The organism is Bacillus sp. CZDM1 (genome assembly GCF_055502545.1).
In genome coordinates this window covers 34,632-52,149 of sequence record NZ_JBUESO010000015.1, presented here as the reverse complement: position 1 = coordinate 52,149, position 17,518 = coordinate 34,632, and the positions used below count along the sequence as shown (strand labels likewise).

Sequence of the window (17,518 nt, the reverse complement as noted above, 5' to 3'; positions counted from 1 at the left end):
AGACTGATTCATAAATGAATTGGTCTTTTTTACATGAACAAAAAAGTCTAGGAAATCGCAAATTTGTGCTATAGGTTGGAACTATTGAACGAAAACCTCCGATGTTAACATATGTGTAAGGGCTTTCAATGAGGTGGAGGTAAGCGGAGTTTACCAGAGCCTTTACTAACTAGCAAAAGGAGAAGGATGACATGTTTAAAAAGAAAAAAGGGTTAATTCTATCATTAACAGTTGCGTCTAGTATTCTATTAGCAACTGGCTGCGGCGGGACAGAAAAAAGTTCAACGGATTCTGGAAAAGGCAAGGACGGCGACCTTCCAGCAGTAGGTGCAACCATCTATAAATTCGATGACAACTTCATGTCCTATGTTCGTCGTGCAATGGAAACTGCAGCAGACGGAAAAGTAAACTTAATGCTGAATGACTCTCAAAATGACCAAGCCAAGCAGGTTGAACAAGTAGACACACTTATTGCAAAAGGGGCAAAATCACTGGCAATCAACCTTGTAGACCCTAAGGCAGCACAAACGATCATTGACAAAGCAAAAGTAAAGGATATTCCTGTTATCTTCTTTAACAAAGAGCCAGATGCAAGTGTATTAAAAGGATACGAAAAAGCTTACTATGTCGGAACAACGTCATCTGAATCAGGTGTGCTTCAAGGTGAACTAATCGCTAAGGCTTGGGAAGCGAATAAGGAAAAATGGGATAAAAATGGTGATGGCAAGCTTCAGTACGTTTTATTAAAAGGTGAACCAGGTCACCCAGATGCAGAAGCGCGTACTAAATTTGTTGTGGATACCATGAAGGAAAAAGGAATTGCGGTAGATGAACTAGCTCTTGATACAGGAATGTGGGATGCAATGAAAGCAACAGAAAAAATGGATGCTTGGATTGCAAAATACAACGAAAATATCGAATTTGTTATTGCAAACAACGATGGTATGGCATTGGGTGCCATTGCTTCTCTTGAAAAAGCAGGGTACTTCTCAGGTGATAAGTTTATGCCAGTAGTAGGTGTAGATGCGATTCCAGAAGCACTTGAAATGATTGAAAAAGGGAAAATGGTAGGATCTATCTTAAATGATGCGAAAAACCAAGGTGCAGCCACGGTTCAACTTGCTGCAAATGCTGCAAACGGTAAGGACGTATTAGAAGGAACTGAGTGGAAGCTAGACGACGCAAAAGCGGTTCGTGTACCTTACATCGAGGTTACAAAAGAAAATATCCAAATTGGTAAAGATGCTTATAAATAAGACAAACTAGGCAGCGCCAAGTCCTGAGGGGGATAATCCCTTATGGCGCTCCTCGAACAAAGGAAAAGGATAACATTATTCTTTTCCTTCGTTCGGGGCAATGTTTCAAGAGAATTATTTGAAACAGGACTGATGAAATCAAATTTTATTTTATAAAAAATGCATGTTAAATGGTTAGGCAAGGAGGTTTAAGCATGTCAGAGGCAAGTTCAGCCAATTTACTTGAAATGATTAATTTAACAAAAAGATTTCCTGGCGTCATTGCTCTTAACAATGTTTCCCTAAAAGTGAAGGCAGGGTCAGTGCATGCCTTAATGGGTGAGAATGGTGCTGGAAAATCAACCTTAATGAAGTGCTTATTCGGTATCTATTCAATGGATGAAGGAAAAATCCTGCTGGACGGAAAAGAGGTTTCATTTGCGAATTCTAAGCAAGCCCTTGAAAACGGAGTTTCAATGGTCCACCAGGAACTGAACCAAGTTCGTCAGCAAAATGTAATGGATAATATTTGGCTGGGAAGGTATCCGAAAAAAGGGATCTTTATTGATGAAAAAAAAATGTATGAGGATACCGCAGCCATTTTTAAAAGTTTGGACATCAATATTGACCCGAGAAGCAAAGTAGGAAGCTTGTCAGTCTCAGAGATGCAGATGGTGGAAATTGCAAAAGCTGTTTCTTATCATTCAAAGCTCATTGTGATGGACGAACCCACTTCCTCTCTTACTGAAAAGGAAGTAAATCATTTATTTACCATTATTAGAAAGCTGCAAAGTGATAACGTAGCGATTATCTATATTTCACACAAAATGGAGGAAATTTTAAAAATCTCCGATGAAGTGACAATCATGCGTGACGGTCAGTATATTGCAACGAAAAGTGCGAAGGAATTAACAACGGACGAAATCATTAAGCTCATGGTTGGCCGTGATCTATCACAGCGTTTCCCAGAAAAGATCAATCAACCTGGAGATGTAACCTTAAAAGTTAGGGATTTAACAGCTGAAACGGAAGGATCCTTTACCAATATCAATTTTGAGTTAAGAAAAGGGGAAATCCTAGGGGTTGCCGGTTTAGTAGGCTCCAAACGTACAGAGGTTATGGAGGCGCTATTCGGTATCAGAGGTATAAAGTCAGGAAGTATTGAATTAAATGGAAAGGTTGTCCAAAATCACACGCCGCAGCATGCAATCAAAAATGGCTTTGCACTAGTGACGGAAGAAAGACGGACAACAGGCATTTACCCAGAGCTGAGTATTAGCTTTAACTCGATTATTGCCAACCTGCCTCAGTATCGAAAAGGGTTGTTTCTATCAGAAAGCAAAGTTCATGATGATACAAAATGGGTAATCGATTCAATGAAGGTAAAGACGCCATCACAAAAAACGCCAATCGGAAGCCTTTCGGGTGGTAACCAGCAGAAGGTAATCATTGGCCGCTGGCTGCTAACAAAACCGGAAGTACTATTGTTGGATGAACCAACAAGGGGGATTGACGTTGGGGCAAAATTTGAAATTTACCAGCTAATTAACGAATTAGCTGCTGAAGGAAAAGGAATTATCATGATTTCTTCAGAAATGCCTGAACTTCTTGGGGTTACAGACAGAATCTTAGTAATGAGTAATGGTAGAGCAGCCGGAATCGTAGAAACAAAGACAACCACGCAAGAAGAAATTATGCGACTGGCAGCGTTGTATTAGGAGGAGAACAAAATGAATACTCAAGCCGTAAAAAAGTCTAATGTTGTAAAATGGCTATTTGATAATGTTATATATGTATTTTTAATTCTACTAGTAATTGGGATTGTCATTGCATCTCCTGACTTTTTATCCATGACCAACTTGATTAATATCCTAAGTCAGTCATCTTCAAGGATTATAATTGCACTTGGGATAGCAGGTATCCTGATTTTAGGCGGGACAGACTTATCTGCCGGGCGGATGGTCGGACTAGCAGCAGTAGTCTCAGCTTCGCTGCTTCAAGCAGGTGATTATGCTTATAAAATGTATCCAAACCTTCCAGAATTGCCTTTGTTTATTCCAATCTTAATTGCGATGGCTGTAACTGGACTATTTGGAACTTTAAATGGTTTTATCGTCTCAAAGTTTCACGTACCGCCATTTATTGCCACACTAGGTATGATGATTGGTGTTTACGGCGTCACTTCCATTTACTTTGACCGTCCGCCATATGGTGCGCAGCCAATTGGGGGATTAAGTGAGAGCTTTACAACCTTTGCGCAAAAGGGAATTAAAATAGGTCAATATGAATTTCCATACCTGATCCTATATGCAATTGCCTTTTCCATCATTATTTGGGTGGTTTGGAATAAAACACAGCTTGGTAAAAATATGTATGCAATCGGCGGAAATGCTGAAGCAGCAAAGGTTTCTGGTGTTAACGTTGCAAAGAATATCATTATCATTTATATGATTGCCGGTCTGCTGTATGGATTCTCAGGTACATTAGAGGCTGGGCGTGTTGGAAGTGCAACCAACAACACCGGTAATATGTACGAGTTAGATGCCATCGCAGCCTGCGTGGTCGGCGGAGTATCACTTTCAGGAGGGATTGGTACCGTTCCAGGAGTAATAACAGGAGTACTAATCTTCCAGGTAATCAACTATGGTTTAGCTTTCCTTGGTGTAAGTCCATACATTCAATTTATCGTTAAGGGAGCTATTATCATCGTTGCCGTAGCTTTTGATATGCGGAAGCATGCGAAGAAAAAATAAGGGTAAAGGGCATTCCTTCAGTGGGGATGCCCTTTTGTGTTGGTTTTTTATTTTTAACCTCCACTTTATAAACACAGCGGAGTCGTTACGCTCCACTTCCTGATCACGCCGACTTTTCGCTGTATTTTCTTACATACACAGCTTATTGTATGAAACGCGTTTCAGGTCAAGAGTTTATGGAGGATTTTTTAAAATCTAGGCTGTGTTATTATTCAATGTTGATTTTCGTGTAGGGTTGATCATTAATAGGCGGAGAATTTCCGGCTAATGTGTATAAAGGAACCTTAAGCAGCAGATATAAGCGGAAATATTCCGGTTAACTCCTTTAAATAAGACAAAATCCAATGATTTGGATACCATAAGCGGAAAACCTCCGCTTATTATGAAGGTTTAATTTGGTATTTACCAATTTAAACGGAAATTCTCCGCTTATTTTCCAAACACAGTAAAATCAACAGTCAGCTTTAACACAGCCTAAATCTAAACTGTCTGCCGTTCGATTAATCTAACCAAGACCTCATCTTGAGAATTTTTTGAGTTATCAAGGGCTTGAAGAAACAGCCTTTTTCCCACTTCAATTAGTGGAATTTCAAGTGTAGTAATGTTCATTATTTTTGCTATTGGTTGATTATCGAATCCAATAATGGCAAGCTCCTCAGGTACGGCAATGTTTTGTTCCTTACAGCAGATTAATATTCCAGCCGCCACTTGGTCACTGGTTACCAATAGAGCTGATGGCGGATTCTCCATGTTTATTAAACGTTGTACTACCCGTTCACCATCTTCGAAATGATAGCAATCATAGAATATATAATTCGGTTCATATAGTTTATTGTTTTTCATAAGAAAATCTTTGTAAGCCAAATCTCTTTGCTGACTATTAGAACCAGAATTTCTCCCAATACAATAACCAATATTATGATGACCTTTAGCTTGTAAATACTCCAAGGCTTTAAAAAAGGCTTTGTAATGGTCAATATAGGTGGATGAAACTTGTTTACCACGTGTGTCTTCACATAAAATTATTGGGCCAAAGGAGTTAAACTCATCTAACAGGTCCCAACCGCAAATTCTTGAACATATTATTAATCCATCTATCTGTTTATGTTTTAACATCATTAATGCTTCGAGCTCTCTTTGTAACTCGTAATTCGTTTGGATTAGAACTAAATTATAATTATTTTTTACGGCTTCATTAGCGATTCCTTCTACTAATAAGGCAAAATAGGGATGATTTGTAAACGGGACTACAACCCCTATAAGGAATGTTCTACCTTTACTTAAATGAACAGCATTAATATTTTGCTGATAGTTACTTTTCTCGATGGCATTCTTAACTGCATTCTTTTTTTCCTCACTAACATATGGGTGATTATTTAATACACGAGAGACTGTTGTTACTGAAACACCAGCCATCTTTGCTATATCCTTAATATTGGCCATAATCTCACCTCACTAAAAATAGTAGCATATTGTTCTTAACAATTGCCAAGGCTTCATTCTACAACGGGAATAAGATAAACTAGAAGAAACTGTCGTTTAAAGGATTGTGATTGTCAATGTGTTTAATCTTGTTTGCTTATAAGGTTCATCCAAAATACAAGCTAATGGTTTCGGCTAATCGAGATGAGTTTTACCAAAGACCAACAGCTCCGGTCCATTTTTGGGACGACGATCCTGAAATCCTTGCTGGACGGGATTTAGAAAAAATGGGAACTTGGATGGGTATGACCAAATCGGGGCGGTTTGCAGCGTTGACCAATTATCGAAATCCAAAGGAGATTACGGAGGGAAAACGCTCGAGAGGAGAATTAGTGGCAAATGCCCTGCAGTACAAAGGCGATATAAAGGAGTATATGGAGAGTCTAGTTAGAAATAATGACTCTTATCCTGGATATAACCTGTTAGCTGGGGAGGGTGATGAGCTATACTATTATTCCAATGTTGGACAGAAGTTAATAAAAGTGGCTCCGGGGATTTATGGGGTCAGCAATCATTTACTTAATACAGAATGGCCAAAAGTACAAGCAGGGAAAGAAGGGTTAGCCGCTATTTTGAATAGTAATCAAGAGGATTATGTTGAGCCTCTTTTAACGCTTCTTCAAAAAGCAGACCAGGCGCCAGATGAAAAACTGCCTCAAACGGGGGTTTCATTAGAATTTGAAAGAATGCTTTCACCGATGTTTATCAAGAGTGAAGGATATGGTACAAGGAGTTCAACTGTTTTATTAATGGATGAAAAAGAGATTCACTATGTGGAACGAGTTTTCACTTTTAACGAGGTTAATACTCAAAAATATACAATTAAATTGAAATAAAAAACTAATCAAACGTTTGATTAGATCGGTTGCTAAACTAATCAAACGTTTGATTAATAGAATTCATGCAGGAAAACTATCGCTAGGATTCAGTAGTTTCTTTATCGGGAGCAGCCTTATCAGACTCCACTTTTTTAGTTCCTTTGCTGACATAAGGTTTAGCATTTTTAGCCTTTTTAGCACCAACCTGCCAACGATTCCAGCCTTTCTTACCTGTTCCTCTGCCTATTCCACTTTTCGCTTTTGCTTTTGGCATCTAACCACTCCATCATAATTGAAAACAGGCTTTTTCTGAGAAAGGTTATTGAGTTTTGTTCTCAAAAAAACCTAACGCAAATTTAATGCCCTCTTCAATTTCATTTGTATCATAACCTTGTAAATCTTCATGAGTAATTTCCAGGGTTGTTCTTGATAATGAATAGCCGCTGTCTAAATTAATATCAAGAAGGACCTCAAACCCATTTGCGGTATTCTTAATATCAATAATATCATAATCAAGTATCGGTGCTCCCGTTTGGTACTCTATTGGTTCTAACTCTGACATTATCATACCTCCATGTTTACTTCTAGTATATATTCGAACATAGGTTATACAGAAAGGGGAACATTTATTTATCCTTCGTCACAAACGATAAAACAAAGATGGGAAAGTAATTGATATTTTGTCTAATGACATAATGTTTTCAATAGGTATAATTAATATTAACTGAATATTTACATAACTATAATAAAAGAGACTCCAAGTTTAACACCAATTAAAAGGAGTGATTTACATGCAGCGGCAAAAGCTATTAATTAATGGAGAGAGATTAAAGAATGAGCTTGAACGGTTTGCTAACTTTGGCAGGACGGAAAACAATGGTGTAACCCGGCTGTCGTTATCTGAGGAAGATCGGGCAGCTAGAGACTTTTTTCGAGCATGCTGTGAGGAAATTGGCTTAACTGTTAAGGTTGATGACATGGGCTGTGTGTATGCAACATTAGAGGGTGCTGAGAATAAACCTCCTATACTAATTGGCTCCCATTTGGATTCGGTTAAAAAAGGCGGAAGATTTGATGGTGTGCTTGGGGTATTAGCTGGATTAGAAGTAGTTAGAACACTCGTAGAAAATAAGATTAAGCCTCGCGTCCCAATTACGATTGTTAACTTTACAAATGAAGAGGGTGCAAGGTTCGAGCCTTCGATGATGGCATCTGGAGTACTTTCAGGTAAATTTGATAAGAATGTAATGTTGAAAAAGAAAGACTCGGCGGGAATTACTTTTGAAGAAGCATTGAAAGGAATTGGATATGAAGGCGCGATTGAAAATCGTCTAAAAGAGGGTTCTGCGTTTTTAGAATTGCATATTGAACAAGGACCGATTCTTGAAAAAGAAGCCCTTTCAATTGGTGTCGTGGAATGTGTGGTAGGCATGGCATGCTTTGATATTGAAATAACTGGTGAATCCGATCATGCCGGAACGACACCGATGAGTATGAGAAAAGATGCGCTTTTTGCTGCCAATAATCTAATTAATGAGATTCGCAGGGTATTAGGAGCGCTAGATGAAGAATTAGTATTTACCATTGGCAGGGTGAATGTGTATCCGAGTATTCATACCGTCATTCCAAACAAGGTCGTATTTTCACTAGAGGCCAGACATAAAAATCCGGAGATTGTTCGTACTTTTAAAAATTTTGTTGAAAATCTTCCTAACTTAGGTTTAAACGAGGGCTGTGAGGTACAGACTACGAAGCTGTGGGAGCGGGATACCGTTTGGTTTAATACAGATATTGTAAACCAATTAGAAAAATCGGCACAGTCACTAGGTTATAGCAATAAAAGAATGGTCAGCGGCGCGGGACACGATGCCCAATTTATTGCCAGCTATGTTCCTTCAGCAATGCTGTTTGTTCCGAGTTTTAATGGGAAAAGTCATTGTGAAGAAGAATTAACTACATGGGAAGAGTGTGAAAAAGGCGTAAATGTTCTGTTAGATACCGTACTAGCATTGCTATCCAAATAAATAGGAGGAGACACCAGAATTCATTCGGTGTCTCTTTTTGTTGGAGAGGGTGTTTTCTAATAGTATCTAAATGGGGCAAGGAGGATTCGCCTTTAATTGGTGGTCTTGACGACAAATCGCGCGGTCCGTCGGTAAGATTAGTCCTTAATAAAGGGTCTTGAGGACAAATCCGCGAGGGCAATCAGAAGGATTAGTCCTTAATGCAGGGTCTTGGGGACAAATCGCGCGGGCAGTCGGAAAGATTAGTCCTTAATACAGGGTCTTGAGGACAAATCCGCGCGGACCGCCAGAAGGATTAGTCCTTAATACAGGGTCTTGAGGACAAATCCGCGCGGACCATCGGAAAGATTAGTCCTTAATACAAGGTTTTGAGGACAAATCGCGCGGGCTGTCAAAAGGAATAGTCCTTAATATGAAGAGGAATACCTATATTAGAATAGTTGATTTTCTATCATATTTGGCTGCAAAAAATTTGTATATGGATCCTAATTAAATTGAACAACTATTTTAAAAATTCTTTGCAGTTTTGAGTAGAATTTTGTATATTGATATAGGAAATATTGTAGAAATAAACTTATTGTAACAACGTTTATTTTTAAAAAACAATATATTATTAATAATATTTGTAAAATTTGGACTATCACTTCCTTTTTATACAATTATTGGAGGGCATTCATGGAACGGAAATTACCATTTAAAGAAATTATTGCCTTAGGCTTTTTTATGTTCGCCTTATTTTTAGGTGCTGGAAATATTATTTTCCCGCCATTACTTGGACAGCAAGCTGGTGAATCTCTTTTGTCAGCTATGATTGGATTTTTAGTGACGGGTGTTGGATTGCCGCTTTTGGCTGTCTTCACAATTGCGAGATCAGGCGGGGATCTAAATGACTTATCTAATAGAGTACATCCGGCATTCGCTAAGGTCTTTCCGGTTATTATTTATTTAACAATTGGGCCATTTTTCGGAATACCTCGAACCGGTACCGTAACCTATGAGATAGGTGTTGCACCATTCCTATCAAATGAAAGCAGCATGGGATTATTTATTTCAACCTTTGTATTTTTCGTTATCACCTTTTGGCTGGCACTTAACCCAGCAAAGCTAGTAGATCGTGTGGGGAAAATTCTTACTCCGGTACTTTTACTATTAATCGTAGTGATCTCAATAAGAGGATTTTCTTCACCGATTGGGTCAATTGGTGAAGCGGTAGGAAAATACAGAGATGGAGCGTTTTTTGGCGGGTTTGTTGAAGGGTATTTAACGATGGACGCAATTGCTGCTCTTGTTTTTGGAGTTGTGGTGATTAATCGAGTCCAAGAAATGGGAATAAAGACAGCATCCGTTATTCGTTCTTATACGATTAAGGCAGGGATTATTGCAGGGATTGGGTTATCATTTGTTTATATATCACTATCCTTTATTGGGGCCACTAGTGTTGAGGGTGTAGGAATGCAGGATAATGGCGGAGCTATTCTCTCATCCGTCACTGCACTGTTGTTCGGTCCATTTGGGTCGATCATTCTTGCGTTGGTTATCACCGGAGCATGTTTAACCACATCAGTAGGTTTAGTTGCTGCATGTGGTGAGTATCTAAGCCAACGATTTACTAGACTATCCTATCCTGTTGTCGTGACCATACTTTGTTTATTTAGTTTCACAATGGCAAATCTAGGATTAAGTCAATTAATTTCTGTGTCAATACCACTCCTGATCAGTATTTATCCGATTGCAATTGTCCTAGTGGTATTATCCTTATTGCACTCCTATATACCAGTGTCGAGGGCTGTTTATATTGGAGCAATAATTGGTGCAGGAATTATTAGCATTTACGATGGTTTTACCACTGCAGGTATTGAAATAGCACCCATTTCAACAGCACTCACTTTCATTCCGCTTTACACGAATGGATTAGGATGGCTGCTCCCAAGTATTTTGGGCGGACTGCTGGGTGGGACCAGAGGGAAGGTTCTGTTGGCCTTTTCTGGAAGGAAAAGTTAATGAAAAGCCACCATAAAAACAGTCCTAACTGATTTACTTGAAAGGTGCAAGAAACGGTAAATCACAGTCAAAAAAACAGAGGAAATCGAAAGGTTTTCACACGATAATTCACAAAAAAAAGGAGCATATTGATTATGCTCCTTTTGCATTTTTTTGATTAAGTTCATCAATGGTATTGAAAATCCTTGAAAACATTTCTTTAATATGTTCATCAGTCTTTTTATCATTATACAAACCATATTCCCAATGTTTTAATTGTGATTGCATCACTTCCTTATTAACGCTACTCGATACGGAAAAAGGGCAGCTTCCATGATGCCTTCTTTTACCGCAGGATCATTTTCCATCAGTTCTCTTGCTTCTTCCTCCGAGTCAACTTCGAGAATAACAATACCCATTCCAGATGTGTCCATATTCAATGTTCTTCCTGCTAAGATAAGTTTTCCTTCTGCAAGCAAACCTTGAAGTACCTCAAAGTGGTGCTGTACAATTGCTTCTTCCCGTTCTGTCCAATTGGCTTCATCTAATAATGAGGGAATAAGGTTAAGCTTGTATAAAAATTGCAATTTCTCCATGATTGGTCGAATCCTCCAAAATAAGTTTAAAATTACTATTATTCTATCTGTCGTATGAAAATCCTTCTTTTACAAAAGCTGGATATGACATGCCCCCTGAAAAAATAGTAAAATAGTAGAGGCTGTCTTAGCGTGTTGTGTATCATTAACAACATTTAAGACAGCCTTTTTTTATTTCACAAAATGGGTATATTGTAAAATAATAGAAAAAGGTGTAAAATTACACTAAATACATATAAAAATTTTTTAGGAGGGGTTTTAATGGGGAAAAATAGGCTTCTAATGTTTTTGTATTTTGGTGTAGTTCCACTTCTTATTTCATTCATCACATTAACGATTACCACAGACAATTTTTTGATTACGACGATTCTGCCGCTTATTATTGGCGGTTTGATTGCTGGATGGATTGCCAGTAGAAATCTGATTAAATCTGATGATAAAAAGGGACTTACGCTCATGTTCCTCTTACCGCTTGCTTATACTGCAGTAGCCTGGGCAGTTTTTATGCTGATTAACGGCGGATTTTACGGGGCAGATTCATGGTTAGTTTATGCTATTTTACATATAGCCATGGCGCCTATCTTTTTTATGACGATGCTAATGGGAGAGGGAAGATTGTTTCTATGGGCGCCATTAACCTATGAAGCAGCATTTGTATCTGGTGTTCTTTTATCACTCCTCATCAAAAGAGTCCGCCCCGCTTTTAACAAGAAGCAAGTGATGACGGTATTAACCGTATTCGTCCTGGCGATAGGTACAGGGGCTAGTGTTCAGTGGCAGCGGAGTAAGACAGTTCTGCCATCCTACGGATTTGAGTATGGCGGCGGCTATTCTTCTACAGATTTAACACCCTATGACGTAACAAATCCAGCTAATATCCTGCCTGAATTAGAATCTCCTTCTACTTTTACGATAAAGAATTCTAGTGAAATGCCTATATTAGACGGAGCAGAAGCCGCATATCCTGTCTATTCTGCTTTTGCTAACACAGTTTATGAAAACATCAGTAATGTGGATAATGTAATGGACATCGTGAGCTTCACAAATACAATTTACTCCTATGAACGACTCTTGTCTGGTGAAGTGGACATCTACTTTGGTGCAGAGCCTTCGAAAGAGCAGCAGGAAATGGCTGAAAGGCAGGGAAAGGAACTGGTCATGACGCCCATTGGCAAGGAGGCATTTGTCTTTTTTGTTAATCCGGATAATAAAATAGATAGTTTAGGCGTCTCCGAGATTCAGAGCATTTATTCTGGGAAAATTAAAAACTGGTCAGAGCTTGGTGGAAAGAATGAAAGAATAGTAGCTTTTCAACGTCCAAAAAACTCTGGCAGTCAAACGCTGCTGGAAAAGATTATGGGTGATACGCCAATCATGGAGCCTTTGAAGGAAGATGTTCCTGAAGGAATGGGCGGGATTATTGAACAAGTTGCCGACTACCGAAATTACGATAATTCAATTGGATTCTCATTCCGTTTTTTTGCAACAGGAATGAGAGATAGTAAAAATATTAAACTACTTGCAATCGATGGTGTCGAACCAACACCTGAGAATATTTCGAGCGGAAAATATCCTTTTACTGCTAACCTTTATGCTATAACATTAAAGGACAACACTAACACCACAATTGAACCCTTTTTGGAGTGGATGAAGGGGCCACAAGGCCAAGAGATTATTGGGAAAATTGGTTATATAAAAAATTAAAACTTTAGTGGAGGATGAGTATATGAAAAAGGTAAGATGGGGAATTTTAAGCACCGCTAAAATAGCTCAAAAATCATTAATTCCCGCATTTGGACGTGCGCAAAATGCTGTGGTCACAGGCATTGCCTCTAGCAGTGGAAGAGCTGAAGAGGTTGCGGCGCAATTTAATATAGCAAAGTCATACAGCAGCTATGAAGAAATGCTGCAAGATCCAGAAATAGACGCAGTCTATATCCCGCTGCCAAACCATTTACATAAAAAGTGGACGATTGAAGCGGCCAAACATGGAAAGCATATTTTATGTGAAAAGCCAGCTTCCTTAACAGCAGAGGAAACGAAAGAAATGGTTGAGCTCTGCCAGGAGAAAAATGTTAAATTTATGGAAGCTTTTATGTATCAATTTCATCCACAGCATGAAAGAGTGAGAGAAATCATCAAAAGCGGTGAGATTGGTGAAGTTAAATTCATGCGCGCTAGCTTTTCATTTTTCCTTGCCCAGCCAGAAGGCAATGTTAGAATGGACTCAGATAAAGGTGGAGGAAGTCTTTATGATGTTGGCTGTTATGCCATTCATTCCATTCGGAAAATATTAGGTGCAGAGCCGATAGAAGTGGATGTTCACGCCAATATCGATTCGGACTATCAAGTAGATACCTCTGCCTTTGGTTATATGAAAATGGAAAATGGCGTTCATGCTCATTTTGATTGCAGCTTTGATATGGTGTTTAGAGCAGAATATGAAGTAATAGGGACTGAGGGTCAGATAAAGGTTCCAAGAGCATTCCGTCCAGATAATAATGGTGGAGAAGGTTTAGTCATTGTACAAAAAGAAGGAGTAACAAGAGAAGAGAAAATAGTTGCTGATATTTATAAAGAAGAGGTTGAGCATATCTCACGAGTGATCTTAGAGGATGGCGAACCTTCTTATACAGGCGAAAATGCTATTCAAAATATGCGTGTCATTGAGGCCTGTTATCAATCTATTAAAACAGGAAATATTATTAAATTAGTATAATAAAAAGCAGCATAATCCCTATGAATTCTAAGGGGTTGTGCTGTTTTTCTATGTATTAATTTCCAATACAAACATAGTGTTTTACCACTTTAGCAAGAAATAGTATTATAGGTAGAGGCAGAATTTTCGAAAGATTAAAGAAAGGGGAAACTGAGCGTGGCAACACTTATAGAAATGAAAAATATTACAATCGAATTTCCGGGTGTAAAAGCGTTAAACGAAGTATCTTTTTCGACAGAGACAGGGACTACTCATGCTCTTATTGGTGCCAACGGAGCTGGTAAATCAACACTCATGAAGGTTCTCTCAGGAGCTTATCATCATTATACTGGTGAAATATATATGGATGGAAAACAAGTTACGATTCAATCGCCGAAGGATGCCCAAAAACTTGGTATTCAAATTGTTTACCAAGAAGTCGATACGGTACTTGTTCCATATTTAACGGTTGGAGAAAACATCATGCTGAATGAAACCGTTAATGATATGGGTAAAAAGCAATTTGTCAGCTGGAAGCATATACACGAAAAAGCTTCGAGCATCCTAGCCAGCATTCATGTGAATATCTCATCAAAGACATTGGTAAGTGAATTAACATTAGCTGAAAAACAGATGGTGATTATTGCAAGGTCCTTGGTCAAGCAATGTAAATTTCTGATTTTGGATGAGCCGACTGCGCCGTTAAGTCACTCAGAAACGAATGAATTGTTTCGGATTGTTAGGGATTTAAAAAGCAGAAATGTCGGAATTATTTTTATTTCACATCGTCTTCCCGAGTTATTTGAGATTTGTGATGAGATCACGGTCATGAAGAATGGTGAATTTGTCAGTAAGGAAAAGATTGCCGAAACTTCTCAAAATAGAGTAGTAGAGTACATGCTCGGAGAAAAGTTAGAGGAACAATTTCCTAAATCTAAAGTGGAAATAGGAAATAATGTCCTAGAGGTAAAAGGACTTTATGATACCGGGATGATTAAGAATTTTACTATGCACGTCAATGCAGGTGAAATTGTCGGAATTGCCGGACTTGTAGGTGCAGGGAAATCCGAGCTTTGTAAGGCGTTGTTTGGTGCTTCGAAAGTTACCGCAGGTGAAATGAAAATTAAGGGGAAAAAGGTACGTATTAAAGACCCGAATCAGGCAGTAAAACACGGTTTGGCCTTTGTACCAGAGGAAAGAAGAAAAGAAGGAATATTGGTACAGGAGACTGTAGCTACTAATCTCACTGCTGCCAGCTTGGGGAAGTTTTCTAAGTTTTTGAGCCTCCTTGACTTCAAGGGTGAAAAGAAAGTTTCGAGTCAGATGATTACTAGTCTAGGAATCAAGACACCATCAGAAGAAACAAGGGTTCAAAACCTTTCCGGAGGAAATCAACAAAAAGTAGCGATTGGAAAATGGCTGATTGCAGACGCAGAGGTTTACATATTTGATGAACCCACTAAGGGTGTAGATGTCGGGGCGAAGAAGGATATCTTTGAACTTATATCTGAACTAGCAAAACGCGGCAAATCTATTATTTATGCATCATGTGAATTCTCAGAAATTTTAGGAATTACTGACCGTGTTTATGTGGTTTATGATGGACAGGTGGCCAAAGAGCTAGCAACAAATACAACGAATGAAGAGGAACTATTGTTCTTGTCAACAGGAGGGAAGTAGCATGAGCGAAACAAACCTAGTTCAGAAAAAGGCACCTTCAAAAAAGGGGTTTGAATTATTTGATTTTTTGTACAAATACGGTACGATTATTACAATCTTAGCTTTAATTGTTATTTTTTCGATTACGAGTCCAGCCTTTATGGATGGCGCAAATATTATTAATATCCTAAGGTCCATTTCGATTGTCACCATCATTGCGGTTGGGATTACGATTTCACTATCGGTGGATGGCTTTGACTTATCTGTAGGTTCTACTGTTTCTTTAACAAATGCAGTTGTGATTTCGATGTTTGTATGGTTTTCACAAAACATCTTCGTGGCTCTATTAGCAGCGATTGGAGCCGCACTTGTAGTAGGTGCATTTAATTCCTTTATGATTGTTAAGGTAAGAATTCCGGATATGTTAATGACATTGGCAACTATGTTTATCATTCAAGGGATTGCTTTAACCTATACAAAAGGGGCAACCGTATCGCAAAACATGGTGATGCCAGATGGAACATTCTCAACGGGCACGATTCCGGAGGCCTTTTCAAAAATCGGACAGGTACCATGGATTATTATCATCATGATTGTAGTGGTTCTTATTGTCCATATTTTTCTGAATTATACAAAACATGGACGATACATGTATGTGATTGGCGGTAACAAAGAAGCGGCTAGATTATCTGGTATTCCAGTTAATAAATATAAAGTAACAGCCTATCTTATGTCTGCAGCATTCGCAGCAATCGGAGGCATTGTCCTTGCTTCGCGTGTTATGACAGCGGAAATTAACTCAGGTGCTCCTTATTTAATGGATGCAGTAGCAGCTGCTTTTATTGGGTCATCCGTTTTAGGTGCAGGCAAACCAAATGCTTTTGGTACCTTCGTTGGAGCTGTATTAATTGGGATTCTCCAAAATGGTCTAGTGATGATGTCTGTTCCGTATTACGCAATGGATATCGTCAAGGGAACGGTTCTAGCACTCGCACTTGCATTAACATACTATAAAAAGAAATAATTTGGAGGGGTTCGTAATGAAGGATTTCACAGTTGAATATTTCACCATGACGGAACAAGACGCGATTGAATATGCAAAAGCAATTAACCTTTTTCCAGAAGAAGCAGAATTGACTTGTAAAGAAATTGGTGACGGTAACTTAAATTATGTTTTTAAAATAGAAGATGTAAAAAACAATCAGTCTATCATTATTAAGCAAGCAGGACCAGTTGCACGTATTTCTGACGAATTCAAACTTTCTCCGGATCGGAACCGGATTGAAAGTGAGATTCTGGGACTCCAATACAAACTAGCACCTGGTTTTGTACCAAAAGTATACAACTATGATCCGATTATGAACTGCACAGTTATGGATGATTTATCTGATCACGAGATTATGAGAACTGCTCTATTAAAACATAAGAAGTTCCCGCTATTTGCTGACCATATTTCTACTTTTCTAGTAAATACCTTATTATTAACATCTGATGTAGTGGTGGGACATAAAGAAAAGAAAGAGCTGGTTAAGCAATTCATTAACCCAGAGCTTTGTGAAATAACGGAAGATTTGGTTTATACAGAGCCTTTTTATGATTGCTCTCGAAATGAGTTGTTTGAAGGATCGAAGGAATTTGTAAGAGAAAATATCTGGAATGATAAAAAATTAGTACTAGAAAGTGCTAAATTAAAATTTGAGTTTCTGACAAATGCACAGTCATTACTTCATGGCGACCTTCACACGGGATCTATTTTTATAAAAGAAGATTCTACCAAAGTAATTGACCCTGAATTTGCTTTTTATGGACCAGCTGGATATGATATCGGAAATGTGATTGCTAATCTCATTTTTGCCTATGCAAATGGCAAGTTTACGATTGAAGATGAAGAAACAAGAGATGACTATTTAAATTATCTTGTCACAACCATTAAAGATGTTGTAAATTTATTTACAGTTAAATTCAACAAAGCTTGGGGCGAAAATGCTACAGAACGAGTGGCAGGCTATGATGGATTTAAGGAATATTATCTAGATACTATTTTAAGAGATACTGCAGCTGTTGCGGGACTCGAACTACTGCGAAGAATTATTGGGCTTGCAAAGGTGAAGGATATCACCTCCATTGAGGACACTGAAGCTAGAGTGCTGGCAGAGACCATTTGTCTAACCGTTGGAAAAACATTTATTCTGAATCGAGAGTCGATTAAAACAGGTGCAGATTTTATTCGTGTACTTCAATCTGCCGAACTTACATCTGTGAAAGGGGCATAA

General features: G+C 38.5%; 15 protein-coding genes. 11 read left to right on the top strand and 4 right to left on the bottom strand.

Annotation, left to right across the window (positions count from 1 at the left end; genetic code table 11):
• Window positions 1–191: 191 nt before the first annotated feature.
• From mglB to mglC, 3 genes are all read left to right on the top strand, one after another.
• Window positions 192–1,256, top strand: coding sequence for a galactose/glucose ABC transporter substrate-binding protein MglB (gene mglB / locus ACY3XC_RS24515; protein WP_464870917.1), 1,065 nt, complete (start codon window positions 192–194; stop codon window positions 1,254–1,256).
• Window positions 1,257–1,450: 194 nt separating this feature from the next.
• On the top strand, window positions 1,451–2,953 hold the full coding sequence (gene mglA / locus ACY3XC_RS24510; protein ID WP_464870915.1) for a galactose/methyl galactoside ABC transporter ATP-binding protein MglA: 1,503 nt from the start codon (window positions 1,451–1,453) through the stop codon (window positions 2,951–2,953).
• 12 nt (window positions 2,954–2,965) lie between these two features.
• Window positions 2,966–3,988, top strand: a complete 1,023-nt coding sequence (gene mglC / locus ACY3XC_RS24505; RefSeq protein WP_464870914.1) for a galactose/methyl galactoside ABC transporter permease MglC — start codon at window positions 2,966–2,968, stop codon at window positions 3,986–3,988.
• A gap of 480 nt (window positions 3,989–4,468) precedes the next feature.
• Here mglC and ACY3XC_RS24500 read toward each other — a convergent pair whose 3' ends face one another.
• A complete protein-coding gene (locus tag ACY3XC_RS24500) occupies window positions 4,469–5,431 on the bottom strand; it encodes a LacI family DNA-binding transcriptional regulator (protein ID WP_464870913.1) in 963 nt (320 codons plus the stop codon).
• A gap of 116 nt (window positions 5,432–5,547) precedes the next feature.
• On the opposite strand from ACY3XC_RS24500, the gene ACY3XC_RS24495 reads away from it, so the two are divergent.
• On the top strand, window positions 5,548–6,306 hold the full coding sequence (locus tag ACY3XC_RS24495; protein WP_179159493.1) for an NRDE family protein: 759 nt from the start codon (window positions 5,548–5,550) through the stop codon (window positions 6,304–6,306).
• Window positions 6,307–6,388: 82 nt separating this feature from the next.
• Here the strand turns inward: ACY3XC_RS24495 and ACY3XC_RS24490 are convergent, their stop codons facing one another.
• Both ACY3XC_RS24490 and ACY3XC_RS24485 read right to left on the bottom strand, forming a co-directional pair.
• A complete protein-coding gene (locus ACY3XC_RS24490) occupies window positions 6,389–6,562 on the bottom strand; it encodes a DUF3934 domain-containing protein (protein WP_179159494.1) in 174 nt (57 codons plus the stop codon).
• Between the two features lie 45 nt (window positions 6,563–6,607).
• A complete protein-coding gene (locus ACY3XC_RS24485; RefSeq protein WP_095247872.1) occupies window positions 6,608–6,850 on the bottom strand; it encodes a hypothetical protein in 243 nt (80 codons plus the stop codon).
• Window positions 6,851–7,079: 229 nt separating this feature from the next.
• Between ACY3XC_RS24485 and ACY3XC_RS24480 the strand changes: the two genes are divergently transcribed.
• Both ACY3XC_RS24480 and brnQ read left to right on the top strand, forming a co-directional pair.
• Window positions 7,080–8,312: an allantoate amidohydrolase gene (locus ACY3XC_RS24480; RefSeq protein ID WP_464870912.1), complete on the top strand. Its 1,233-nt coding sequence runs from the start codon at window positions 7,080–7,082 to the stop codon at window positions 8,310–8,312.
• Between the two features lie 675 nt (window positions 8,313–8,987).
• Complete coding sequence (gene brnQ / locus ACY3XC_RS24475; protein WP_464870911.1) at window positions 8,988–10,313, top strand: branched-chain amino acid transport system II carrier protein; 1,326 nt, start codon at window positions 8,988–8,990, stop codon at window positions 10,311–10,313.
• 266 nt (window positions 10,314–10,579) lie between these two features.
• On the opposite strand, the gene ACY3XC_RS24470 is transcribed toward brnQ, so the two are convergent.
• The gene (locus ACY3XC_RS24470) at window positions 10,580–10,888 is read right to left on the bottom strand and encodes a YciI family protein (protein ID WP_464870910.1); all 309 of its coding nucleotides are present in this window, start codon (window positions 10,886–10,888) and stop codon (window positions 10,580–10,582) included.
• 261 nt (window positions 10,889–11,149) lie between these two features.
• Between ACY3XC_RS24470 and ACY3XC_RS24465 the strand changes: the two genes are divergently transcribed.
• The 5 genes from ACY3XC_RS24465 to mtnK all read left to right on the top strand — a co-directional run bounded on the left by ACY3XC_RS24465 (window position 11,150) and on the right by mtnK (window position 17,518).
• A complete protein-coding gene (locus tag ACY3XC_RS24465) occupies window positions 11,150–12,592 on the top strand; it encodes a PstS family phosphate ABC transporter substrate-binding protein (RefSeq protein WP_464870909.1) in 1,443 nt (480 codons plus the stop codon).
• 22 nt (window positions 12,593–12,614) lie between these two features.
• Window positions 12,615–13,607: a Gfo/Idh/MocA family protein gene (locus ACY3XC_RS24460; protein ID WP_464870908.1), complete on the top strand. Its 993-nt coding sequence runs from the start codon at window positions 12,615–12,617 to the stop codon at window positions 13,605–13,607.
• A 174-nt stretch (window positions 13,608–13,781) separates the two neighbouring features.
• Window positions 13,782–15,266 (top strand): sugar ABC transporter ATP-binding protein, encoded by a 1,485-nt coding sequence (locus tag ACY3XC_RS24455; protein WP_464870945.1) that lies wholly within the window; start codon window positions 13,782–13,784, stop codon window positions 15,264–15,266.
• Window position 15,267: 1 nt separating this feature from the next.
• Window positions 15,268–16,269 (top strand): ABC transporter permease, encoded by a 1,002-nt coding sequence (locus ACY3XC_RS24450; protein ID WP_464870907.1) that lies wholly within the window; start codon window positions 15,268–15,270, stop codon window positions 16,267–16,269.
• A gap of 16 nt (window positions 16,270–16,285) precedes the next feature.
• Complete coding sequence (mtnK, locus tag ACY3XC_RS24445) at window positions 16,286–17,518, top strand: S-methyl-5-thioribose kinase (RefSeq protein WP_464870906.1); 1,233 nt, start codon at window positions 16,286–16,288, stop codon at window positions 17,516–17,518.

What these genes read in the sequence shown, in the direction of transcription:
- mglA (WP_464870915.1), top strand. Translation starts at nt 1,451, where the DNA reads ATGTCAGAGGCAAGTTCAGCCAATTTACTTGAAATGATTAATTTAACA.
- ACY3XC_RS24485 (WP_095247872.1), bottom strand. Translation starts at nt 6,850, where the DNA reads ATGTCAGAGTTAGAACCAATAGAGTACCAAACGGGAGCACCGATACTT.
- ACY3XC_RS24490 (WP_179159494.1), bottom strand. Translation starts at nt 6,562, where the DNA reads ATGCCAAAAGCAAAAGCGAAAAGTGGAATAGGCAGAGGAACAGGTAAG.
- mtnK (WP_464870906.1), top strand. Translation starts at nt 16,286, where the DNA reads ATGAAGGATTTCACAGTTGAATATTTCACCATGACGGAACAAGACGCG.
- ACY3XC_RS24495 (WP_179159493.1), top strand. Translation starts at nt 5,548, where the DNA reads ATGTGTTTAATCTTGTTTGCTTATAAGGTTCATCCAAAATACAAGCTA.
- ACY3XC_RS24500 (WP_464870913.1), bottom strand. Translation starts at nt 5,431, where the DNA reads ATGGCCAATATTAAGGATATAGCAAAGATGGCTGGTGTTTCAGTAACA.
- ACY3XC_RS24470 (WP_464870910.1), bottom strand. Translation starts at nt 10,888, where the DNA reads ATGGAGAAATTGCAATTTTTATACAAGCTTAACCTTATTCCCTCATTA.
- ACY3XC_RS24450 (WP_464870907.1), top strand. Translation starts at nt 15,268, where the DNA reads ATGAGCGAAACAAACCTAGTTCAGAAAAAGGCACCTTCAAAAAAGGGG.
- mglB (WP_464870917.1), top strand. Translation starts at nt 192, where the DNA reads ATGTTTAAAAAGAAAAAAGGGTTAATTCTATCATTAACAGTTGCGTCT.
- ACY3XC_RS24460 (WP_464870908.1), top strand. Translation starts at nt 12,615, where the DNA reads ATGAAAAAGGTAAGATGGGGAATTTTAAGCACCGCTAAAATAGCTCAA.
- ACY3XC_RS24465 (WP_464870909.1), top strand. Translation starts at nt 11,150, where the DNA reads ATGGGGAAAAATAGGCTTCTAATGTTTTTGTATTTTGGTGTAGTTCCA.
- ACY3XC_RS24480 (WP_464870912.1), top strand. Translation starts at nt 7,080, where the DNA reads ATGCAGCGGCAAAAGCTATTAATTAATGGAGAGAGATTAAAGAATGAG.
- mglC (WP_464870914.1), top strand. Translation starts at nt 2,966, where the DNA reads ATGAATACTCAAGCCGTAAAAAAGTCTAATGTTGTAAAATGGCTATTT.
- ACY3XC_RS24455 (WP_464870945.1), top strand. Translation starts at nt 13,782, where the DNA reads ATGAAAAATATTACAATCGAATTTCCGGGTGTAAAAGCGTTAAACGAA.
- brnQ (WP_464870911.1), top strand. Translation starts at nt 8,988, where the DNA reads ATGGAACGGAAATTACCATTTAAAGAAATTATTGCCTTAGGCTTTTTT.